This is a genomic window from Eubacterium sp. An3, assembly GCF_002159465.1.
Classification (GTDB): domain Bacteria; phylum Bacillota; class Clostridia; order Lachnospirales; family Lachnospiraceae; genus Anaerobutyricum; species Anaerobutyricum stercoris.
Genome location: NZ_NFIR01000001.1, coordinates 307,264 through 329,282, shown reverse-complemented (window position 1 = coordinate 329,282; position 22,019 = coordinate 307,264). Strand labels below are relative to the sequence as shown.

Sequence of the window (22,019 nt, the reverse complement as noted above, 5' to 3'; positions counted from 1 at the left end):
CACAGATGCAGTTGCCGCTGCCTTAGCTGCGGCCGGTTCGGATGCTGCTTCGCCTGCCGCGGCCGGTGCCGGTGTCGTCGGTGTCGCTGTCGCGGCTGTTACTTTCTTTTTACGGCTTTTCTTTTTGCTTGTATTCGTACGTTTCATTGCTATCTCCCTTTTTATTTTAAATGTTAGTATGCGTCAACAAATTGCTGTCAGTGATAAAATGAGTGGTACGGCCGCCGGCTACTCTGCGATAAGATGAATCTGGTATGCCCGGTACGCTTTGTACTCTACCGGAATCGGCATTCCGGTCTCCATCAGGGCATCAGCCGGGTACAGTCTTCCGCTCTCTTCCGACCGGTACATGCGGCCCGGAATCAAACCTTGTAAGCGGACATAATCCACGGTCATGTTTCCGTGAATATCCTGCATGACCACATTGAGAAGCGCCTCGCTGCCGTCCTCGGCGACGAACTCCCAGGCTGCCGCTTCCTCCTCAAATGGATTGGTCAGGCGATAATATACTCCGTAATTGATGAGCTGCGCGTATTTGCGGTACTCCTTAATCTGCTTCCGCACGATGTCTTTCGCCTCATCGGACAGCGTGCCCAGATCAAGCTCATAGCCGAAGGTTCCGGCCATGGCGACCACGCTTCTCACCTGAAGGGTCGTGCTCCTTCCAGTCTGGTGGTTCGGCACCGCGGATACATGGGAACCCATGGCGGATACCGGATAACCGAAGGAAGTGCTGTACTGAATCTTGATTCTGTCCAGAGCATCGGTGTTATCACTGCACCAAATCTGCGGCGTATAGTATAACATGCCTGCGTCAAAACGTCCACCGCCGCCGCTGCAACCCTCGATGAGAATATTCGGATATCTCTGAATGAGACGCTCCAGAAAATCATAAAGTCCCAGCACATAATCGTAGGCAACGGCTCCCTGCTCTTTTGCCGCGCGGGAAAATGCCACGTCCAGGCTGCGGTTCATATCCCATTTGACATACTCGATATTGCCCTGATCAAGAACCTTGCATATCATATCGAAGATGGTGTCCACCACTTCTTTCCGGGAGAAGTCAAGCACAAGCTGGCTTCTCGCCCGAATCGGATTCCGTCCCGGAACGGTGAGCGCCCAGTCCGGATGCTCTCTGTAAAGCTGACTGTCCTCATTGACACATTCCGGCTCGATCCAGATACCGAACTTCACGCCCAGAGCGTTGATCCGCTCAATGAGATGTCCCAGAGACTCGCCCAGCTTCTCTTCGTTGACATACCAGTCGCCCAGTCCGCTGAAGTCGTCATCCCTTTTTCCAAACCAGCCGTCATCCATAACGACCATGTCGATGCCCAGCTCTTTGGCATGGACGGCAAGCTGATAGATGGTCTCGCCATTAAAATCAAAATAAGCCCCTTCCCAGCTGTTGACAAGGATCGGGCGGATGGCATTTTTATATTTCCCTTTGCATACGTGATTCCGGATGCAGGCATGAAGATTCTGAGAAAGGCGGTTAAGGCCATTGGCGCTGAAGGACAGAATCACCTCCGGAGCAGTAAATGTATCGCCCGGCTCCATCGGATAATAGAATCCGTCCTGCTGCAGGCCGATGAGCGCGCGGACCTGATTAAACTGGTCCTTCTCCACCTCTGCCTGAAAGCTTCCGCTGTACATAAATGTCATACTCCAGCAGCTTCCTGTTTCCTCCGTGGTCTTCGTGTCCGCCAGAATCATCATCGGATTATACTGGTGACTGGAAGTTCCTCTGCGGCTTCCAAATTTCATGGTTCCATGGGACAGAGACTGTCTCTGATACATCCGGTCCATACAGTGTCTTCCATGGAAAGAGATCAGATCATAATCGCCGGCCACAAAATCCAGGCAGGCGCTCATGACTTTGTCAAGATAAATCCGGTCACTGCCGCCATTTTTAATGAGCACGCTGCGGGTGATCACATCCGCTTCCGGAAGCACGCCGTACAGCAGTCTGGCTTCCACCTGGTTCACGGCGTCTTTCAGTACGATCTCCAGAGTCTCGGCCTCCGCCTCATCGGCGTAAACAGCCGGCAGACGGTCAAGGGCGTACTTGCCCTTCCGAATCTCGTGCCCTGCATAGCGAAGGTCACAGCAGCGGGACTGGTCTGCATTTACTACGGTGCAGGCCACATTTCGATAATCGCCAAGTCCGGTGTGCGGAAATTCCTGCGGCAGAGCGTCCATGGAATAGGTCCGGTCCACTCCGGTATCATAAGGGTTACCGGAAAAACCCCGGTCTGCGTATGTCAAAAGATAGTCCATACACCCTTCTGTTCTCCGTCCGTAATATAAATGAAGGAGAAATCCATACGGGTCAATCTGCATCTGATAGGAAGAACTATTGGTGTGTAATGTAAATGTTTTGTTATTTTTGTCAAAAATTATACTCATATTTCTTTTCCTCGACCTTCACAATTGCGGTACAAATTTAATAAAATGTTGCCGGACGGACGAATCTCTCCCGGAGGCTCCTCCGTCAGCATTTCCCAGTTATATGCAAATTACTGCCTTCCGAATACAGGGAAGACAGTAATTGCCGGTTGATACTATATCTTGCAATATTCCCGCACCCTGTTGCTAGCATCTGATACAGGAATAAAAGCTATTAAATTATTTGACAGCGCCGGAAGTAACACCTTCCACGATAAAACGCTGCAGGAACAGATACAGAATCAGAATAGGCAGCATAGCCAGCAGCAGAGCCGCCATGATCAGACCGATATCTGTGGAGAATGTACCGTAGAACATCTGTGTGGCAATTGGAATAGTATACAATTCCTTCTTGGCCAGAACCAGACTCGGCAGCAGGTAGTCGTTCCAGAACGCCATAGCGTCAATGATCGCTACCGTTGCGATGGTTGGCTTTAACAGAGGAAATACAACCTTCCAATAAGTCTGCCAACGGGTACATCCATCAATAGTCGCCGCTTCCTCAAGGGAAACAGGAACGTTGGTCTTGATCGCTCCGTGGAACATGAACGTCGCCATGGATAACGAAAAACCTACGTGCATGAATATCAACGTTGCTCTGTGATTCAGGATACCAAGGATACCACCGTACAGAGATACCAACGGAATCATCAATACCTGGAACGGGATAACCATGGATGCAATCATCAAAGAGAATAATAATGCTGTGAGCTTCCAATTATTCCGGACGATAACAAAAGCTGCCATGGAAGACAAAAGCAGTGTAAATATTGTTGAGAAAATTGTAACAATCGCTGAGTTAGCGAATACCTTCCAGAACTCCATCTTCTCCATGGCTTCCGGGAAGTTCTCAAGGGTGAATCCGTGGGCTCCCACAAGAGCCAGCGGGTCTACCGTAATATCCGCTTTTACCTTGAACACATTGATGATAACAAGGATAAACGGAAAGATGAATAACAAGAATAAGATTACTAAGAGAACCAGCATCAGTGCATGCCGGATCTTCTTATTACGAGCCGCCTGTGCATTTTTATCCATTATGCTGATACCTCCGCTTTCTTACCAATGTAAACCTGAAGAACACCAATTACCGCGCAGACAACAAACAGAACGAGCGCCTCAGCCTGGCCGGTACCATAATTCTTATAGGTAAATGCCTGATTATACACATGCATGGCGGCCATAACGGAGCTGTTGAACGGTTCTCCCTTTGTCAAGGACAGGTTCACATCGTAAACCATGAAACATCTGGTGATGGTCAGGAACAGACACTGTACAAATGAGGATACCATCAATGGTACAGAGATGTGTACGATGGTCTGGAAATCGGTACAGCCATCAATCTTCGCTGCTTCCAGAACGTCATTTGATACGCTCATGAATCCTGCCACGTAAATTAACATCATATATCCTGCATACTGCCATACGGCAACGATGATCAAACATAACATAGCCCCCCCTGAGGTAGCCAGCCATGATGTAGATAACGCGCCAATGGAGAAAGATTCTCCAAGTGCAACTAATGCACGGTTAAATACGAACTTCCAAACATAACCAAGAACGATACCGCCGATCAGGTTCGGTACGAAAAATCCTGCACGGAAGAAGTTCTGTCCTTTTACTCCTCTCGTTACCAGATACGCCAGAATAAACGCCACAACGTTTACGAGAATAACGGCAACGAAGGAATAAATAAATGTTCTGCCCAGCGCCGCCCAGAATGCAGAATCCTGGAAGGTTGCAATATAATTGGCAAAACCTACGAACGGCTTGCTCCTGGATACGCCATCCCAACTTGTAAAAGTCAGATACAGACCGTAAATGAAAGGTACGATAACTACTGCGGCAAAAATCAGGGTAGTAACTCCGGCAAACATTATGTACTGTTTTGTTTTATAAGACATACTGTTTGTATTCATACTGTTTTAACTCTCCCTTCTTTTGTGCGCATCCCGGCAGATGCAGTACTTATACCAAACTCCCCAGTCAGTTAAAGGTTCGCCGCCACGGCATACCGGACAACAAATAGAAAGCGTCCGCCGGAATACTTGGTTCAAAAATTAGTGAGCGATTACCTGTGCTGTCTTCCAGTAATCTGCAACATCCTGAGCGAACTGCGTACGGTCAGTCTGTCCAGCCAGATATTCCTGCATGTTTGCGCCGAGAACGGAATAGTGATCATCCGGCAGGAAGTTGTAGTTAGGAATCAGGTTACCTGCGTCTGCGTAAGCCTTAACAGATGCGCCCAGCGGGTCAAGGTTATCAGCAGAAATGTTGCTGAATGCCGGTACAAGCTGACAATCTTCTGTCAGGAATGCGTTACCTGCTTCATCGTTTACTAACCAGTTCAGGAAATCTTTTGCTGCCTGACGCTGCTCGTCAGATGTATTCTCGGAAGAATCAATGAAGAAATACTTGGAACCGCCGCCAACTAACTTGGTGTTTGTTCCGTCATCTGTGTTCTGAGGAACAGGCATGATACCCATGTTCTCGCTGTAGTCATATGCGGAAAGCACTGCCCAATCCCAGTTGCCGCCGAACATAAACGCGATCTCGCCTTCTGCCAGTTTCTGCTCTGTCACTTCACGCTCTGCAGAAATCGGAGATTCTTTTGCGTAGTTGTACTGCGTCAGAGTCTCGAAAGTATCCATTAAGGAATTGTATTTTGCATCGTTAGCAAGATCTACAGTTCCTTCTGTCAGTCCGGTAACGAATGCTTCCGGATCAGCCTGCTCTTCATATACCTGTGGCAGATAATGACCTGCCAGAGACCAGTCTTCCTTCATGATACCTACAGGAGATTCCATACCGCCTGCTACTAACTGTTCAAGGAGTCCTTTGAATGCATCCAGTGTCTGATAATTTGCCGGATCGAATGTTTCGCCGGTGATTGCTTCAATGGCATCTGCATTGTAGATAACGCCACGGGCTTCTACACAAACAGGGAAGCCGACAACCTTATCATTTATAGAAATTGCATATGGAGTCTGGCTAACCCATTCCTGGTCGCTCAGATCAACTGCATGTTCTTCTGCCAGATTGTAAACATCCTTCGCATCTACCATGGAAAGAGTATACGGATCATTGGAAGAATATTTGGTAGCCATATGAGCTGCTACAGTATCGCTGGAGTAGTAAACCTCTACGTCCACGCCTGTTGCTTCGCTGTACTCTTCAGCCGCCTGCTCAAACTGATCCTGAATCTCCATCTTAGAGTTAAAGACAGTAATGGAAGTACCTGTACTCTCTGCTCCCCCCTCATCTCCTGAGCCGCCACATGCAGCAAGAGATAATGTCATCAGTGCTGCTAATGAAAGAGCTGCCACTTTTTTTAATCTCATGTTTTTTTCCTCCTCTTAGAATAAAATGTCAAGCCGGAAATTCCTTCTCCTTTTCCGCCTTTTTTAACGTCCGTACTATGTGTCCCTCTTGTACCGAAATTAAGGATGCTAGCAATCTTAATTCTCCGTGAAAAACAACATACACATCAGTTAATGAAAATATATCACCTAAAAGCCGTTATGTCAATCGTTTATCATAAATTTTATCATTTTTCTTTACGAAATCTTCATAAAATCTGTCATTTGTTTTACTTTTTATTGAAAAACCTGTGTTTAATTAGTGAAAACCCCCTTCTTTTTCTCATAATATTCATGTCAAACCCTTAATATTTTAGGGTTGAAATATCATGGTAGATTTGATACAATCTTTTTCAACATTAATTCGGTGATTTCAACAGGAAAGGAGTACATTTACATGAAAAAAATATTTAATATGGACAATCCCTTCTGGGTGGCCATGGGCAGAGTTTTTGACATCTTTGTTCTGAACTGTCTGTGGCTTCTGTGTTGTCTTCCGGTTTTTACCATAGGACCTGCCACCACAGGACTTTATTATGGTATGTTCGGAATCCTGCGCGGCGACGGCGGTTATCCCTCCAGAGATTTTTTCAAATCCTTCAAATTGAATTTTAAGCAGGGGCTGCAACTGGGCATCCCCCTCACCCTGATCGGTGCTTTCCTGGCGCTGGACATTTATCTGTGCTACCAGTCCGGACGGGGAATATACACATTTTTCCTGTTTTTCTTTGCAGTTTTGTTTATTGTCTGGCTGGCGGTCACTTTATATACTTTCCCCCTGCTCGCCAAATTCGAACGAACTAACAAACAAATCCTGATCTGGGCTTTTACCCTGTGTATTAAGAATTTTCCGCGTACACTTTACATGTTTTTCTCACTTGCTCTCGGTTTATGGCTCTGCCACCTGCTGCCGGGCCTGCTTTTCATCGCGCCGGCTTTTATTGCGGAAAACCATACCGCCATCCTGCTCACAGTTCTCGATCCTTATCTTCCAAAGCCTTTCGAGGATGATGAGACGGAGGATAACGGCGGCAGCGAACATGACGCAGAGGATAAAATCGTTCCACCAGATGACGATATGAAATGGCTGCTGTAAATGCAGCGAGACTTGAAGTACCGTATAAATATGAAAAAACAGCCGCCGCAATTTTGAGGTAAACTTAGAACAGAAAGGAATTATCTTCATTATGACAAAAAACAAAAAGCCGAAAAAAGACAAAGAGCCCTCCATCTTCCGACAGGAACTTAAGAGGGACTGGAATACATTTAAAAGTCTGAAAGGCACTAAAAAGCTGGGATTCCTCTGGGATTATTACAAGCTTCCCGCCACGATCATCGTGACCCTTGTAGTCGTGGTCTGTGTTTTCGCCAACATGCTCTGGGAGGGACAAAAACCGCGCCGCCTGCAGGTTTACGCCGTTCTGAATACCGAGGACAGCTGTGTATACTGGTTCCGGCAGTTTGAACAGGAATTGACCGCCGATGGCAAACCGGGACTGGTGGAAATGAATGAAGATCAGCCTTTTGATTACGACAGCCCTTATTATTATCTGCAGGAGATCGAGGTCATGACTACAGTTTCTTCTCAGCGTATGGATGTGGCCATCTGTAACGCCGACATGTATGACTACCTTCTTGCCATCAACGCCTGCATGCCCCTTGATACAGCGCTGCCGGAAGATCTCTACACAGATTTGTCCAACCGCGGCATGATTGACGCCAACACCGCCAATCTTCAGATAGACGAAAATGGAGAAATCGATGAATCTGCCGGTATTGACGGGTATTATGCTGTTAATCTGGAAGGCACAGAATTCGAAAAACGTTACAACAAGCCTGAAGACCAGGTCAACACCGAAGGAGACGAACCTCTTTACGCCGTTATCATTTCCAACACGGAACATCTGGATGACAGCATTTCTTTCATCCGGGCACTGACCCAGGAGGATTTTCTTCCGGAGTAATACCTTTTTCTGTGAATCATAAAAAAGCTGTCATACTGATTGAATCGTCCGGAACCAGATTGAAAAATCTTTCCCGGACGTCAATTTTGTATGACAGCTTTTTATTTTTAATATTATTTATCTTTGCCTGATATCACGTACTCTCCCGCTCCACCAGATACACAGGCAGAACGGTGCGTTTTGCCACCAGCTGTCCAGCCGCTGCTTTATCCAGCAGATCCACGGCGATGGTCGCCATCTCCTTGATAGGCTGATGTACACTGGTAAGCTGCGGGGCTGTGATCGGCGCTATCATGGAATCGTCAAATCCTATGATCTTGATCTGATCCGGCACGCTGATTCCCAGCTTCCGGCATACCTGAAGGGCCTGTGCGGCAATGACGTCGCTGTTGGCGAAGAGGCCGTCGATATCCGGGTGCTCCCGCAGCGTCTTCTCAATCATCTCACTGTAATTCATAGAATCGAACTGTACTACCTCTGTCATGATCTCCAGAAATGGAATCCCATATTCGGCGCACACCTGACGGAAACCTACCACGCGGCTGTCCGCTGGCATCGGCGTATCTGTAAAACTTCCGATGTGAAGCAGGTGTTTACATCCTAACGAGATGAGCTTCTTCGCCACCAGGGCTCCTCCCTGTATGTTATCACATTCCACGGAAGCTGTGGCAGCATCCACATACCTCTCTACAGTGACGATTGGTATATCCATTTTTTCAAAAACAGAGGCATCCACAGTTCCACTGAACAAGATAACTCCCGCTACCCGGTTGCTGTAGCACATTTCCACATATTCAAGCATTTTCTCATCTCTGCCCTGAGAATTACAGAGCAGAATCTTATACCCCTTTTTATGTCCCTCATTTTCAAGATTACTGATCATCTCGGCGAAATACGGATGCCTGATATGAGGAACGATCACTCCTAATGTATTCGAACTTTTATTCTGCAAAGAACGCGCCAGCTCATTGGGCCGATAGTTCAGCTTTTTCATTGCCTGCGCCACCCGCTCGCGGGCATTATCGCTGATATATCCTCTGTTATTCAGTACCCGGGATACCGTCGTCACCGTCAAACCGGCTTCCCTCGCAACGTCCTTCAAAGTTGCCATTTTATTTCTCCTTCGTCCGTTTCTGACTCGCAGATACCTCCTCTGTTCATTCAACCTGCCCATATATTTCTTCCTTACATTCCCAGCTTATCATTATTCAACAAAAAATATCCGCTAATCGATCTCAAAAATATCATACTCTTTCACATGGTCAAGCGGCATCTCCAGAGATATTTCCGGGTTGCGCAGCTCGAAGGTTCCCATCTGCTCACCGTTGTCAAAAAATACTTCCAGAATCCTGTCGTCAATGACAAACAGCAGCTCATGGCGCCATGCCTTTACCTGGAAAGCATCACGGTCCACAGTGAAGCTGCCCACCTCCGGGCTGTACTCAATCCAGCTTCCGTTTATCTTCCAGCGAAGATCATCCAGCAGATTCTCCTCCACGTTCATACGAATAAGAACTGCCTTTTTCTTTTCTTCCTGCTGATAAAAAATCGTGTGATTCTCGTCAGGCTGCACCTTGTCCGTAATCCGCTCCGCCTGCTCCCAGAGCTCACGCACCGGCTTCTGCACAATAATAAAGCCGTCGTCGGTACGTTTGCAGGATAATTCCACCGGAATGCCATATGCTCCCGTATAGTTTCTTCCATCGTTTTTCAGCCGCAGCCACGGAATGGAGATGACGCGCCCTTCCACGCCGGAGAAAGTCTGAGCGGCATACGGAACCCCCGTCAGATACGCCCATTTTTTCTCTCCGTCCGTCTTAAAATCCCTGCCGTCAAACTGTCCCTCGTAATAAAAACCATCTGCAGACCAGAAGAACCAGCATTTTTCCCCCTGATCTGAAGTCAGTTCAAAAATATCCGGGCATTCCCAGCCATCCTTCAGAGTAAACTCTTCCATCAGTTCCCAGTCTTTCAGATTCTCTGAACGAAGGATGCCAAAATCGTTGCCTCTGAGCCAGAGCGCCATAATATAGGCGCCGGACTCCTCATGCCAGTACACCTTAGGATCACGGCTATCCCTGTAAATCACCGGAACACACGGTTCCTTTATCTTCCGGAGAGTCATGCCGCCATCCAGACTGTAGGCGATCTTCTGGGTAAACTGCTGTCCCTTGCTCCACTCGTCATTGCCTCCGGCTGCCGTATAGAAAAACAAAAGCGCATCTTCCGGCAAATCCAGAAGTCCCCGCTCATTCTTGATGGCGCATCCGGAGTATATCGTACCATTCTCATCCGGAAACATCACGGAATCCACCTGCTCCCAGTGCAGAAGGTCACGGCTCACCGCATGTCCCCAACTCATATTGTTCCACTGGATGCCAAAGGGATTATACTGGAAATACAAATGATAGACCCCATTATCATATATCATACCGTTGGGATCATTGGTCCAGCCGCTGTCAGCGGCAAAATGGATGACCGGATGAGTATCGGCAGCCTCCTCCCGTTCATCGGAAAGGCAGACGCTTTCCGAAAAGATATCCGGCGCTTCTTCCAAAGACACTCTTATTTCTTTTCCCCTGTACGCCTCCACCGGAATCTGCGCGCAAAAATCAGCAGTATACTTCCCGTCCTGTTCTTCGTCCACCGGTACCATAACTTCTGTCATTTTTTCCTGTGTCCCGTTCTCTCGATCCAGAAGAAAAATTTTCAAAAGTCTCTCTTCTTTCTGTGCACAGATCGGAATATTTAAATATTTTTTATCGACCAGAAAATCTTTTTCCATCATTTCCATTATCTCCTCTATTTCTTATTCTTATATTTTTACCACAGTTTCTGTTCGGTTTATGTAAAAACACTAAAAAATTACTTGTTTTTTTCCATTCTTTCATAAAAAGAACATCTGCCCTATCCTTATATGTCATTCGATTGATACATTTTGTTCATTATAACAAAAACCTATCTGTTATACAAGTAGAAATTTCCCGGCGAATTACCCCCGAAATCCATACAAAAATAACCAACTTCTCATTGACAAAGTTTTCCCTGCGCGAGTATCATAGGCTCAGGAAAACAGGTTAAACCTTTGACATATTTGTCGCCAGAATGATTGAGGAGAATTTACAATGATCACAACAAAAGCAGATGCAAAAATGAATTATGAAAAAGCCTGTCACCTCGGCAAAAAAGAGGGCGGCTCGCCTGCTGTTCTGGACGCCATTCTTCAGGAACGACACATAACCGCTCCGGCAGAAGTCTCTCTCGGCCTCGTATCCATACCTGTCGAGCGTATTGTCGGAACCAAAAGCAAGGGGCGAAGTCAGTCTTTCAGCAAGAACTTTTATCCTGTCCTGAAAGAGAATACCGAGTTTGCTTCCAAATGGATCTCTCTGTGCAGCGCCCATCTCAATGAAGGTATCCGCGACCCCATCAAGGCATACGAATTCATGAATCAATTTTATGTGGAGGAAGGCAACAAAAGGGTCAGCGTGCTGAAATATTTTGGTGCGGTTTCTATCCCTGCCAATGTCATCCGCATCATTCCGCCGCAGAATGACGACAAGGAAACGCGCATTTATTACGAATTCATGGATTTTTACAGTCTGTCACAGATCAACGACATCTGGTTTTCCCGCACAGGCAGCTTTGCGCGCCTGCAGCGTCTGGTCGGAAAACTGCCCAACGAGTCCTGGAGCAACGAGGACCGGAAGACTTTCCACTCCTCCTACGCTCTTTTTCAGGAAGCCTTTGACTCCCTGAACGAAAAGAAAACGCCTCTCATTCCGGGCAGCACCGTGCTGAATTCTCTGGAGGACGCCGCAGATAAAAAGAAGCCTTCCGTTCTTCCGGGAGACGCCTTTCTCTATTATATTGACCTGTACGGATACGACTCTCTGCAGACGGACAGCACTGCAGAGCTCAAGAGGAAACTTAAGAAAACGAGAGACGAGTTTCAGCTGCTGCAGTCTGAGCAGTCCGTGGCCCTGCAGATGGATCCGGGCGAAGGCAAGAAGAAGAATCTTCTGCTGCGGCTGATTCCGGCAGGCACCAAAAAAGTCCGCGTCTGCTTTATCTATGCCAGAACCATTGATAAATCCGGCTGGTCTTACTCCCATGATCTGGGCCGGGCGCATCTGCAGCAGACCTTCTCCGATCAGGTGATCACTTCCTACTACGAAAATGTCACGCAGGAAAATATCGCAGAATATTTACAGAAGGCCATCGACGCCGGTAATGATCTTATCTTTACCACCTCGCCGATTTTTCTGCGGGAGAGTCTGAAAGCCGCCATCGATCATCCGGAAGTCAAGATATTAAACTGTTCGCTGAACACGTCCTACAAACACATCCGCACCTACTACGCGCGGATGCACGAAGCCAAGTTTCTCATGGGCGCGGTGGCTGGCGCCATGGCCGACAATGACCGCATCGGCTATGTCGCCGATTATCCTATTTACGGCAACATCGCAGGCATCAACGCCTTCGCCCTGGGCGCGCAGATGGTAAATCCCCGGGCGACTGTTTATCTGGAATGGTCCAGGCGCACTCACCCGATACCGCAGTCTTTTTTTACTGAGCACGGAATCTCCATTATCTGCGGCAAAGATTCCACCGCTCCGGGTATGTATGACCAGCAGTTCGGTCTTTACCGGCGCGATGGTGATGCTATCTGGAATATGGCAATGCCCGTCCGGAACTGGGGACGTTTTTATGAACATATGATCCGGAATGTTATGAACGGAAGCTGGAAACTGGATGATGAAAAAGACACCACAAAGGGACTGAACTACTGGTGGGGCATGTCCTCCGGCATCGTCGACGTCATCTGCTCCCACCGGCTTCCAATCGGTACTTCCCGCCTGATTGCTCTGCTGAAAGATACCATCTGCCGCGGAGGTTTCAATCCATTTTCCGGCATCATGTATTCCCAGAACGGCGTGATCAAGGACAACTCTTCCGACACGCTGACGCCGGAGGAGATCATTACCATGGACTGGCTGACAAGCAATATCGTTGGCTCCATTCCATCCAAAGACGATCTGGACGAACCCGCACGGGACCTGACCGCCATTCAGGGCGTGAAGGAGGAGGACCGCCTGCCATGAAGATTCTAGCAATATCAGACATCGAATCTCCCTACTTCTGGGATTATTATGAGAAAAAGAAGCTGGCAGACATCGACCTCATCCTGTCCGCGGGTGACCTGCGGTCCGAGTATCTCTCTTTCCTGGTCACCATGTCCAGCGCCCCGGTACTCTACGTCCACGGCAACCATGATACACAGTACAAACGCAAACCGCCGGAGGGCTGCATCTGCGTGGACGACAAGCTCTACGTTCACGAGGGCATCCGGATTCTGGGTCTTGGCGGCTCCATGAATTACAACGACGGAGAATATCAGTACGAGGAGAAGGAAATGCAGCGCCGCGCCAAAAAACGTACGCTGTCCCTCATGCGCCACGGCGGCATGGACATTCTGCTGACCCACGCTCCCGCCCGCAATATCAACGACGGGGAAGACCTGCCCCACCGGGGCTTTGAGACCTTCTGCCACCTGCTGGACCGCTACCAGCCCCGTTATTTCATCCACGGGCATGTGCACAAAAATTATGGCTGTGATTTTCACCGTTATGATAAATACAAAGATACGGAAATCATCAACGCTTACGAATACTGTATTTTTGAATATGGCGGCGGCACAGCCGGAAAGTAGGGCGGCGTTGCCCGGCAATTCCGACAAAGTGTTGTCTTTAACCATAAATCCGGAGAATTTTTAGTTATTTGTGTCATTGCTCATTTTATTCGTTTAGTTTACACTAAGGAAGACAGCAAAAACGGTTACTCATATATGAATACATACAGCATTTTCTATCAGCACACGTACCAGGCGGTATCTATTCATATATTCACATAGTCGTACAGACATTCATTTTTTAAGGAGGATACATTTCTATGGCAACATTATCTTTAAAGGGAATTCAGAAAGTTTACCCGAACGGTTACCATGCCGTAACAGACTTCAATCTGGAGATTGCAGATAAAGAGTTTATCATCTTCGTTGGACCATCCGGATGTGGTAAGTCCACCACACTTCGTATGATTGCCGGTCTGGAAGACATTTCCGACGGTGAGTTCCGTATCGACGGCAAGCTGATGAACAACATCGAACCAAAGGACCGTGACATCGCCATGGTTTTCCAGAACTACGCTCTGTATCCGCATATGACCGTATATGACAACATGGCATTCAGCTTAAAGCTCCGCAAGGTGCCAAAGGATGAGATTGACAAGAAGGTTCGTGAAGCTGCCAAGATTCTTGACCTTGACAAACTTCTTGACCGTAAGCCAAACGCTCTTTCCGGTGGTCAGAGACAGCGTGTTGCCATGGGACGTGCCATCGTGCGTAACCCGAAAGTATTCCTGATGGACGAGCCTCTTTCCAACCTGGATGCAAAGCTTCGTGTGCAGATGCGTATTGAGATCTCCAAGCTTCATCAGAACCTGGGCGCTACCATCATCTACGTAACCCATGACCAGACAGAGGCTATGACTCTTGGTACAAGAATCGTCGTTATGAAAGACGGTATCATGCAGCAGGTAGATACGCCTCAGAACCTGTATGATAAGCCATGCAACCTGTTCGTAGCAGGATTTATCGGATCTCCTCAGATGAACTTCATGGATGCACAGGTTAAGGTTTCCGGCAACGATGTAACCCTGAAGGTTGGACACAGCGAAATGAAAGTTCCTGATTCCAAGAAACAGGCTCTGATCGATGGAAACTACAACGGCAAGACCGTTATCCTTGGTATCCGTCCGGAAGATATCTACGAGGCAGATGACGCCGGCGCTCCGGTTGGCCTTAACATTAACTCCAAGATTAAGTTCTACGAGCTGCTGGGTGCAGAGGTTTATCTGTACTTCGATATGGAAGGCACACAGATGACAGCACGTGTAAGCTCCAGCACCAAGCTGAAATCCGGCATGGATGCTAAGTTTACATTAGACATGGAAAAAATTCATTTATTCGATAAAGAAACAGAAGTTACCATCACCAATTAGACGCCTGCAGACGGCATGCGGCAGGCGTTCCGCCAAAGCGGCGGGTCTGTTGGCATGACAATGCGGCATTAACAGTTTTTCTCTTTTTCTAAAGAACGCATGCCCTGGGTCCTCCTCATTTCACCCAGGGCTCTGCTCGTTCTTTTTTTCTTTTTCCATACAATTTTGCAAATTCTCACTTTTGTTTTTCCGCAAAATTTTACATTTCGTCTCTTGGTTTTTCTTCCATAAAAGTGTACAATTTACCATAGAATCACTAACGGAACAGGAGGATATCCCATGGGCAACGCAGAGCAGAAAAATGTTAAGAGAAAACTTGATGAACTGAAACGGATTACCGGGCTGTCCTTTCATATGGATCTGCCGGACACGGAAGGACTGTCGGACTCCGAGGCGGAAGAAGCTGCCTCCTACGTGCTGCATCAGCTTGACGCCCTGATTTCTTCCTATAAAGAAACAAACAGCAAGGAAGCTATCTACAAACGGTGGATTACCGGCGACATCGAGACCCATGAGCTCATCCATACTGCCAAACGGTTCCATATTCCTTTGGCTGCATACCGCTCCGTATTTCTGGCAGAGACGAACGAAACCATGGACAACTCTGTCATGACAATTTTAAAACACGCTTTTCCTGATACCGCTTACACATGGCTGGTTCCCATGTCCTCCTGCCAGCTTGCCATAGTCTGCACATTTGCAGAAGAGGTCACGGAAGAAGAGCTGCACTCAACAGCATACCTGGTGATGGATCTCTTAAACACTGAAGCGCTCATCCGGGTCAACGTTTCCTACAGCGCTGTCACAGAGCACCTCAACCAGCTTCCGGGTGCTTATCAGGAAGCCGGCCTCGCCCTGAACGTCGGCAAGATCTTCTATCCCGGCCAGTATGTCTATCCATATAATAAGCTGGGCATCGGCCGCCTCATCTACGGTCTCTCCCGGGAACGGTGCAGCGCGTATCTGAAAGAAGTGCTGGGCACAGACTCTCCTGACTTTTTCCAGCCGGAAACAGTCCACGTCATCAACTGTTTTCTGGACAACAATCTCAATATCGCCGAGACCACCCGCCGGCTGCACATGCACCGTAACACGCTCATCTACCGCCTGGAGCAGATACAAAAAGAGACCGGTCTGGATATCCGGCAGTTCCACGACGCCATGACACTCAAAACGGTCCTTTTTGTTATAAATTATATGAAAAATCTCTGATGTTACAGTACGGCGATGAACCGGTCGAAGGCCGCTCTGCCCTCTTCTGTACATTTATACACGCCGGCGTCCTCCAGCACTCCCACGAATACCTGTCCGATTTCTTCTTTCAGAATATCCATCACATTGGAATCGTTGATGTCCGGATATTTCGCCTGAATCTTCTCCGCCCACTCTTTATGCTTGATGAGCTCCTCGTGATCTTCGATCGGCGTCTTCTTCACCAGACAATCAGCCAGCAGCTCCATCTCGCCTTTCAGTCTTGACGGCAGCACGGCCAGTCCCATCACCTCAATGAGACCGATATTTTCCTTCTTGATATGATGATATTCACTGTGCGGATGATAAAGTCCCAGCGGGCATTCTTCTGTGGTGATATTATTACGCAGGGTCAGATCCAATTCGAACACCTCGCCGTTCTTTCTGGCAATCGGCGTAATCGTATTATGCGGTTCGCCATCAGTTTCCGCAAAAATGTATGCATCCTCGTCGGTATAGCCTCTCCATTTTTCGAGAATATGATCTGCCAGCTCAATGAGCCGTTTCTCATCCTGGTGACGGATTCGGATGACAGACAGCGGCCAGTGAAGGATACCCACCTGCACATCTTCATAACCCGGAATCGTCACTGTTTTCTCCATATCCGCATCTGCCATGGCAAAACGATACCGTCCGCCCTGGAAATGATCATGACTCAGAATGGAACCGCCCACGATCGGAAGGTCGGCGTTGGAGCCCAGGAAATAATGCGGGAACTGTTTGATAAAGTCAAACAGCTTCACAAATGCATTGTGATCGATCTTCATCGGAACGTGCTGTCCGTTAAATACGATACAGTGCTCATTGTAGTACACATACGGCGAATACTGGAATCCCCAGCGGCTCCCGTTAATCTGAATCGGGATAATTCGGTGATTCTGTCTTGCCGGATGATTCATCCTGCCTGCATAGCCTTCATTTTCCATGCAGAGCTGACACTTCGGATAAGCGCTCTGCGGCGCATTCTTTGCCGCAGCAATGGCCTTCGGGTCCTTTTCCGGCTTGGACAGGTTGATGGTGATATCAATCTTTCCGTACGGGCTGTCCACCTTCCAGCGGATATCTTTCTTAATCCGGTCTCTGCGGATATAGTTATTATCCTGGCTGAACTTGTAGAAAGCATCCGTAGCCTTCTGCGGATTCTCGCCATATATATCTTCAAATTCTTCAATGATTTTAGATGGAGGCGGCGTCAAAACACCCATGAGCTTTGTATCGAACAAATCTCTCGTGACGATATCATTGCTGTCGATGATTCCACGCTCAAAGGCAATATCTGTCAGAGCGTCAAGTACTTCCGGCAGCGCGATCTCCTCACCGGAGACCTCCTGCTCCTCGTATTCATCCTCTTTAAATATCTCCAGAAGCTGATTGATGGTATATCTTATATCTGCCGACACCACAAGTCCTGTCTGCAGTCCGTATTCTACCAGTTTCGCAATTTCTCTGTATAAGCCCATAGATCGCTTACTCCCTTTCCTCTGTTTATTACAATTACAGTACCTTCATTCCGCCGTATTTTCTTACTTTCAGGACGTGGCAGCTGCCCTCGCCGAATACTTTATCCAGCGCTTCTCTGTACTCCTCTACCACGTCGCCCGGCACAAACGCCTGGATGGTTCCGGCAAATCCGCCGCCGTGTACACGGCTGACTCCTCTTTCTCCGAGCACCGCGTCGCTGACAGCAAGTCCCACGGAAAGTCCCTGGCCGTCCAGATCTTTTACAGTAAATACATTCTGCAGGTACTGGAAGGAAGAAGCGCCGGATGCTTTCACCCATTTCTTAAATGCATCGAAGTCGCCTCTTTCCAGAGCTGCGATCTCCTCGTCCACTCTCTTCTCTTCCTCAAAGAAATGGATGGCACGGAGAACGGAACGGTCGCCCAGTTTCTCGCGAAGCTCTGCCAGTCTGCCGTAGAATTCTTTCTCATCCACCTCACGAAGCACCTCTTTGCCAAAATATGACGCTGCCTTCTTCATATCGGCCGGAATTGCTGCGTAGTCGTCGGTCAGATCCGCATGGGAACCCTTGGTATCTGTGATACACAGGCAGTGTCCGTAAGCTTCAAAGTCCACGTCAATTTTCTTTACATAGGTGTGGGCCGGATCTGCAAAGTCGATGTGAATGAGACCGCCCACGGAAGAAGCTGTCTGATCCATCAGGCCGCATGGTTTACCAAAATATACATTTTCTGCATACTGTCCAAACTTGGCGATATCCACCGCATCAAGCTGCATGTCATTGTATAAACCGGAAAGAACTGTTCCGATCATAACCTCATAAGCTGCGGAGGAGGACATACCGGAACCGCTCAGCACATCGCTGGTGGCGTATGCCTGAAAACCGCCGATCTTATGTCCCATCTCTTTGATTCTTGCAGCCACGCCGCGGATCAATGCTGTAGAAGTTCCCTCTTCCTTCTTGTCCACTTCCAGAGAAGAAAGCTCCACTACGGTCTTCGGATATCCCTCGGATTTTACCTCGATCACGCCGTCCTCTCTAGGGGAAACCACAGCGATGATATCCAGGTTGATAGAGGCTGCCAGCACCTTGCCGTGCTGATGATCTGTGTGGTTGCCGCCCACTTCGCTTCGTCCCGGTGCGCTGTAAATCTCTACTTCCTGCTCGCCGTACAGCTCCTCGTAGCTCTCCAGCGCCTTGATATAACGTTCTGTCTGATATTCCAGAACATTTTCATCCAGATAAATGTCCATCAGCAGATCCTTATGTACTCCGTTTCTGAACTCTTCCTTTAATACCCCTGTTTTCTTCGCCATTGTCGTCTTCTCCTTTTCGTTTTATGATTGATTGCCGGCCTTAAGTTTCTTTCCCGGCTGCTGCGCCGTTCCGCTCTCCGGAGCAGCACTCTGTTCTCACGGTTTCTTATGGCTCTATAGTAAATTATTTTAGTAAATTTGTCAATCATTTTTACTCTTGTTTTACTATAAAATTTACTTATTTTTTAGTAAAAAACCCTTCCCTTTTTTACTGATTTTGTTATAATGTTTTATAGTAAAAATCCGACCATTTAATATAAGCGTACCATACAGTCAAAATAAAGTAATAGGAGGAGCCCATGGCAACATTAAAGGATATCGCGGAACGGGCAGGCGTATCTACGGCGACCGTATCACGGATTCTCAATGAGGATGAAACATTAAGCGTCACCGACACCACAAGAAGAAATGTTCTGCGCATCGCGCAGGAATTACATTATAATAAGAAGAAAACCAGCACTCCATCCATGACCATCGGTATCTTCCAGTGGATTTCGCTGCTGGACGAGACGGAGGATCCCTATTATCAGGATATCCGAAGCGGCATTGAGCAATACTGCGCAGAGAAAAAAATCGAAGTAATCCGTGCATTTGAAAGCGATCACAACTATATGGACACGCTGCGGGACGTCCCGGCCCTCATATGCATCGGCAAATACGGCGACCGCCAGAAAAAAGAGCTGCAGAGTCTCTCCTCCCATGTTCTCTTCCTTGACATGCGCACTCCTCAGATCAACTGCAACACCATCACCCTGGATTTCGGACAGGCGGTCTACGACGCCATGGACTATCTGACCGGCCTCGGCCACCGTCGCATCGCCTACTTGGGCGGCAAAGAGCAGCTCACCGATTCCACCATCTATTTTGAGGAACGCAAGGACGCTTTTATCCGCTACTGCACCCAGCACGATCTCTGCTGGGAACCTTATATGAAAGAAGAAGAATTCTCCGTGGAGTCCGGCTACCACATGGCGCTGGAACTGATCCAGACCCATAAACAGGGCGCCGAACCACTGCCCACAGCGGTATTTGCCGCCAGCGACCCCATCGCCATCGGCGCCATGCGCGCCTTTTACAAATACGACTACCGGGTGCCCGACGACATTTCCATCGTCGGCTTCGACGACATCAGCGCTGCGGGATTCTTAAATCCTCCGCTGACCACCATCCATGCGCCCGCTTTCCAGATGGGGCAGTACGCCGCCCATTACGTGACCCAGATGACCGACAGCTTCACACAGCAGGAGGCGCTTCCGGTGCGCATCACCCTGCCATGTACACTCTGCATCCGGGAGAGCTGCGGGAAACCGAGGGAATAAAGCTGCGCAACGCAGCTTTTTTTATGATAATTTTTTGTTCTTTTTTTCAGGAAAGAAATACAAAAAAAGGATAGGAAAAGGGGCTTTACATATCCTCCCGACGGTAGTATAAAAATGTTGAAATAAAAAAATATGAACAGCAGAAAGGATTATACATATGGACAACAAATGGTGGAAAAAAGCAGTCATCTATCAGATTTATCCGAAGAGTTTTCAGGATACCAACGGAGACGGTATCGGCGATATCCCGGGAATCATCAGCCGCCTGGATTACCTGGAAGATCTGGGCATTGACGCCATCTGGCTCTCCCCGGTTTATCGTTCTCCACAGGATGATAACGGCTACGACATCTCCGACTACCAGGATATTGACCCGATCTTCGGAAGTCTGGAAGATATGGACCGCCTGATCTCTGAAGCCAAAAAGCATCGCATCCGTATCATCATGGATCTGGTACTGAATCACACCTCCGATGAACATTACTGGTTCCAGGAAGCTCTGAAAGGCAAAGATAATCCTTATCATGATTACTATGTATGGCGGGACGGCGAGGAAGGATGCCCTCCGAACGACCTGACTTCCGGTTTCGGCGGCTCCATCTGGCAGTGGGTTCCGGAGCTTAATCAGTTCTATATGCATCAGTTCTCCAAAAAACAGCCGGATCTCAACTGGCAGAATCCGAAAGTCCGCCAGGAACTTTATAAAATGATCAACTGGTGGATTGACCGCGGCATAGAAGGCTTCCGCCTTGACGTTATCGACCATGTCGGCAAACTTCCGGATGAGAAGATTATGGTGAACGGTCCTGATCTTCATAAATTTATCCGCGAATTAAGCCAGAATACCTTCGGCAAAGCCGGTCTGGTCAGCGTCGGAGAGGCTTGGAGCGCAACACCGGAGAACGCCCTCCTCTACAGCAATCCGGACGGAAGCGAGTTGTCCATGGTATTCCAGTTTGAACATATCTCCCTCGACCAGCAGCCGGACGGAGACAAATGGGATCTGATGCCGCTGCCATTCCTTCAGTTCAAGGATGTCATGAACAAATGGCAGACGAGCCTTCACGGTGTAGGCTGGAACAGCCTTTTCTGGGACAACCACGACCTGCCGCGAATCGTCTCCCGCTGGGGCAACGACAGTGAAGAATACCGCGTAATCTCCGCCAAAATGCTCGCCACCCTGCTGCACGGTATGGAGGGCACTCCGTACATTTACCAGGGCGAAGAGCTTGGTATGACCAACACCCGCCTGTCCCTCGACGAGTATAACGATCTGGAGACTCTGAACGCCTATAAAGAGCGGATTGCCGCCGGCCATCCGGAGGAGGAAGTCATGGAATCCCTCTACGCCAAGAGCCGCGACAACGCCCGTACCCCGATGCATTGGGACGACGCCGCACAGGCCGGTTTCACCACCGGAACACCGTGGCTGCCGGTTAATCCGAATTACCCGACGATCAACGCCGCTTCTCAGATTCACGATGAAGACTCCGTCTTCTCCTATTATAAGAAGCTCATCCGGCTCCGCAAAGAGACTCCTGTCATCGTGGACGGCGTATTCGAGATGCTCCTGCCGGACGACAAGGAGATCTTCGCTTACCGCAGAACTAATGACAGCCAGACTCTGACCGTCATCTGCAACTTCTACGGCAACGAGCGCAGCATCGACGCCGCTTCCCTGATTCCGGAAGGCAGCAAGCTGCTCATCTCAAACTATGCAGATGTGACAGACGCCAATGTACTGCGTCCGTATGAGGCGAGAATGTACTTAAAATAAAAAATATAAAACAAATGCCTGCCGGTTCATGGAGAGCGTCCTGCTTCTTCCATAAACCGGC

Annotated in this window: 16 protein-coding genes; 8 read left to right on the top strand and 8 right to left on the bottom strand. The window is 48.4% G+C overall.

The features are described from left to right. Positions 1-228 precede the first annotated feature (228 nt). From B5F87_RS01555 to B5F87_RS01540, 4 genes are all read right to left on the bottom strand, one after another. The gene (locus B5F87_RS01555) at positions 229-2,409 is read right to left on the bottom strand and encodes an alpha-galactosidase (protein WP_087275673.1); all 2,181 of its coding nucleotides are present in this window, start codon (positions 2,407-2,409) and stop codon (positions 229-231) included. Between the two features lie 219 nt (positions 2,410-2,628). Next, positions 2,629-3,486 carry a carbohydrate ABC transporter permease gene (locus B5F87_RS01550; protein WP_087275670.1) on the bottom strand — a complete coding sequence of 286 codons (858 nt, stop codon included), beginning with the start codon at positions 3,484-3,486 and terminating at the stop codon, positions 2,629-2,631. Further along, a complete protein-coding gene (locus tag B5F87_RS01545; RefSeq protein WP_087275667.1) occupies positions 3,486-4,367 on the bottom strand; it encodes a sugar ABC transporter permease in 882 nt (293 codons plus the stop codon). The genes B5F87_RS01550 and B5F87_RS01545 overlap by 1 nt, the downstream gene beginning before the upstream one ends. A 141-nt stretch (positions 4,368-4,508) precedes the next feature. Next, the gene (locus B5F87_RS01540; RefSeq protein ID WP_087275664.1) at positions 4,509-5,789 is read right to left on the bottom strand and encodes an ABC transporter substrate-binding protein; all 1,281 of its coding nucleotides are present in this window, start codon (positions 5,787-5,789) and stop codon (positions 4,509-4,511) included. Positions 5,790-6,204: 415 nt separating this feature from the next. Between B5F87_RS01540 and B5F87_RS01535 the strand changes: the two genes are divergently transcribed. Together B5F87_RS01535 and B5F87_RS01530 are read left to right on the top strand one after the other, a co-directional pair. After that, complete coding sequence (locus B5F87_RS01535; protein ID WP_087275661.1) at positions 6,205-6,903, top strand: YesL family protein; 699 nt, start codon at positions 6,205-6,207, stop codon at positions 6,901-6,903. Between the two features lie 91 nt (positions 6,904-6,994). Continuing rightward, complete coding sequence (locus B5F87_RS01530; protein ID WP_087275658.1) at positions 6,995-7,771, top strand: hypothetical protein; 777 nt, start codon at positions 6,995-6,997, stop codon at positions 7,769-7,771. A gap of 133 nt (positions 7,772-7,904) precedes the next feature. On the opposite strand, the gene B5F87_RS01525 is transcribed toward B5F87_RS01530, so the two are convergent. Both B5F87_RS01525 and B5F87_RS01520 read right to left on the bottom strand, forming a co-directional pair. Further along, complete coding sequence (locus B5F87_RS01525) at positions 7,905-8,882, bottom strand: LacI family DNA-binding transcriptional regulator (protein ID WP_087275655.1); 978 nt, start codon at positions 8,880-8,882, stop codon at positions 7,905-7,907. Positions 8,883-8,996: 114 nt separating this feature from the next. Continuing rightward, positions 8,997-10,559: a glycoside hydrolase family 32 protein gene (locus B5F87_RS01520; RefSeq protein ID WP_158096914.1), complete on the bottom strand. Its 1,563-nt coding sequence runs from the start codon at positions 10,557-10,559 to the stop codon at positions 8,997-8,999. Between the two features lie 337 nt (positions 10,560-10,896). Between B5F87_RS01520 and B5F87_RS01515 the strand changes: the two genes are divergently transcribed. The 4 genes from B5F87_RS01515 to B5F87_RS01500 all read left to right on the top strand — a co-directional run bounded on the left by B5F87_RS01515 (position 10,897) and on the right by B5F87_RS01500 (position 16,045). Then, the gene (locus B5F87_RS01515) at positions 10,897-12,876 is read left to right on the top strand and encodes a BMP family ABC transporter substrate-binding protein (protein WP_087275650.1); all 1,980 of its coding nucleotides are present in this window, start codon (positions 10,897-10,899) and stop codon (positions 12,874-12,876) included. Continuing rightward, positions 12,873-13,484, top strand: coding sequence for a metallophosphoesterase (locus B5F87_RS01510; protein ID WP_087275647.1), 612 nt, complete (start codon positions 12,873-12,875; stop codon positions 13,482-13,484). The genes B5F87_RS01515 and B5F87_RS01510 overlap by 4 nt, the downstream gene beginning before the upstream one ends. Positions 13,485-13,723: 239 nt before the next feature. Further along, complete coding sequence (gene ugpC, locus B5F87_RS01505; RefSeq protein WP_087275644.1) at positions 13,724-14,833, top strand: sn-glycerol-3-phosphate ABC transporter ATP-binding protein UgpC; 1,110 nt, start codon at positions 13,724-13,726, stop codon at positions 14,831-14,833. A gap of 279 nt (positions 14,834-15,112) precedes the next feature. Then, positions 15,113-16,045 (top strand): helix-turn-helix domain-containing protein, encoded by a 933-nt coding sequence (locus B5F87_RS01500; RefSeq protein ID WP_087275641.1) that lies wholly within the window; start codon positions 15,113-15,115, stop codon positions 16,043-16,045. A 2-nt stretch (positions 16,046-16,047) separates the two neighbouring features. Here B5F87_RS01500 and galT read toward each other — a convergent pair whose 3' ends face one another. Both galT and B5F87_RS01490 read right to left on the bottom strand, forming a co-directional pair. Then, positions 16,048-17,544, bottom strand: coding sequence for a UDP-glucose--hexose-1-phosphate uridylyltransferase (gene galT / locus B5F87_RS01495; RefSeq protein ID WP_087275637.1), 1,497 nt, complete (start codon positions 17,542-17,544; stop codon positions 16,048-16,050). Between the two features lie 34 nt (positions 17,545-17,578). Beyond that, on the bottom strand, positions 17,579-18,862 hold the full coding sequence (locus tag B5F87_RS01490) for a galactokinase family protein (protein ID WP_087275635.1): 1,284 nt from the start codon (positions 18,860-18,862) through the stop codon (positions 17,579-17,581). A 299-nt stretch (positions 18,863-19,161) separates the two neighbouring features. Here B5F87_RS01490 and B5F87_RS01485 point away from each other — a divergent pair, with 299 nt between their 5' ends. Both B5F87_RS01485 and B5F87_RS01480 read left to right on the top strand, forming a co-directional pair. After that, positions 19,162-20,181, top strand: coding sequence for a LacI family DNA-binding transcriptional regulator (locus B5F87_RS01485; RefSeq protein WP_087275632.1), 1,020 nt, complete (start codon positions 19,162-19,164; stop codon positions 20,179-20,181). Positions 20,182-20,338: 157 nt separating this feature from the next. Further along, the gene (locus B5F87_RS01480) at positions 20,339-21,958 is read left to right on the top strand and encodes an alpha-glucosidase (RefSeq protein WP_087275629.1); all 1,620 of its coding nucleotides are present in this window, start codon (positions 20,339-20,341) and stop codon (positions 21,956-21,958) included. Positions 21,959-22,019: the final 61 nt, after the last annotated feature.

What these genes read in the sequence shown, in the direction of transcription:
- B5F87_RS01520 (WP_158096914.1), bottom strand. Translation starts at nt 10,559, where the DNA reads ATGATGGAAAAAGATTTTCTGGTCGATAAAAAATATTTAAATATTCCG.
- B5F87_RS01530 (WP_087275658.1), top strand. Translation starts at nt 6,995, where the DNA reads ATGACAAAAAACAAAAAGCCGAAAAAAGACAAAGAGCCCTCCATCTTC.
- B5F87_RS01550 (WP_087275670.1), bottom strand. Translation starts at nt 3,486, where the DNA reads ATGGATAAAAATGCACAGGCGGCTCGTAATAAGAAGATCCGGCATGCA.
- B5F87_RS01480 (WP_087275629.1), top strand. Translation starts at nt 20,339, where the DNA reads ATGGACAACAAATGGTGGAAAAAAGCAGTCATCTATCAGATTTATCCG.
- B5F87_RS01535 (WP_087275661.1), top strand. Translation starts at nt 6,205, where the DNA reads ATGAAAAAAATATTTAATATGGACAATCCCTTCTGGGTGGCCATGGGC.
- B5F87_RS01490 (WP_087275635.1), bottom strand. Translation starts at nt 18,862, where the DNA reads ATGGCGAAGAAAACAGGGGTATTAAAGGAAGAGTTCAGAAACGGAGTA.
- B5F87_RS01545 (WP_087275667.1), bottom strand. Translation starts at nt 4,367, where the DNA reads ATGAATACAAACAGTATGTCTTATAAAACAAAACAGTACATAATGTTT.
- B5F87_RS01515 (WP_087275650.1), top strand. Translation starts at nt 10,897, where the DNA reads ATGATCACAACAAAAGCAGATGCAAAAATGAATTATGAAAAAGCCTGT.
- ugpC (WP_087275644.1), top strand. Translation starts at nt 13,724, where the DNA reads ATGGCAACATTATCTTTAAAGGGAATTCAGAAAGTTTACCCGAACGGT.
- B5F87_RS01510 (WP_087275647.1), top strand. Translation starts at nt 12,873, where the DNA reads ATGAAGATTCTAGCAATATCAGACATCGAATCTCCCTACTTCTGGGAT.
- B5F87_RS01485 (WP_087275632.1), top strand. Translation starts at nt 19,162, where the DNA reads ATGGCAACATTAAAGGATATCGCGGAACGGGCAGGCGTATCTACGGCG.
- B5F87_RS01555 (WP_087275673.1), bottom strand. Translation starts at nt 2,409, where the DNA reads ATGAGTATAATTTTTGACAAAAATAACAAAACATTTACATTACACACC.
- galT (WP_087275637.1), bottom strand. Translation starts at nt 17,544, where the DNA reads ATGGGCTTATACAGAGAAATTGCGAAACTGGTAGAATACGGACTGCAG.
- B5F87_RS01500 (WP_087275641.1), top strand. Translation starts at nt 15,113, where the DNA reads ATGGGCAACGCAGAGCAGAAAAATGTTAAGAGAAAACTTGATGAACTG.
- B5F87_RS01525 (WP_087275655.1), bottom strand. Translation starts at nt 8,882, where the DNA reads ATGGCAACTTTGAAGGACGTTGCGAGGGAAGCCGGTTTGACGGTGACG.
- B5F87_RS01540 (WP_087275664.1), bottom strand. Translation starts at nt 5,789, where the DNA reads ATGAGATTAAAAAAAGTGGCAGCTCTTTCATTAGCAGCACTGATGACA.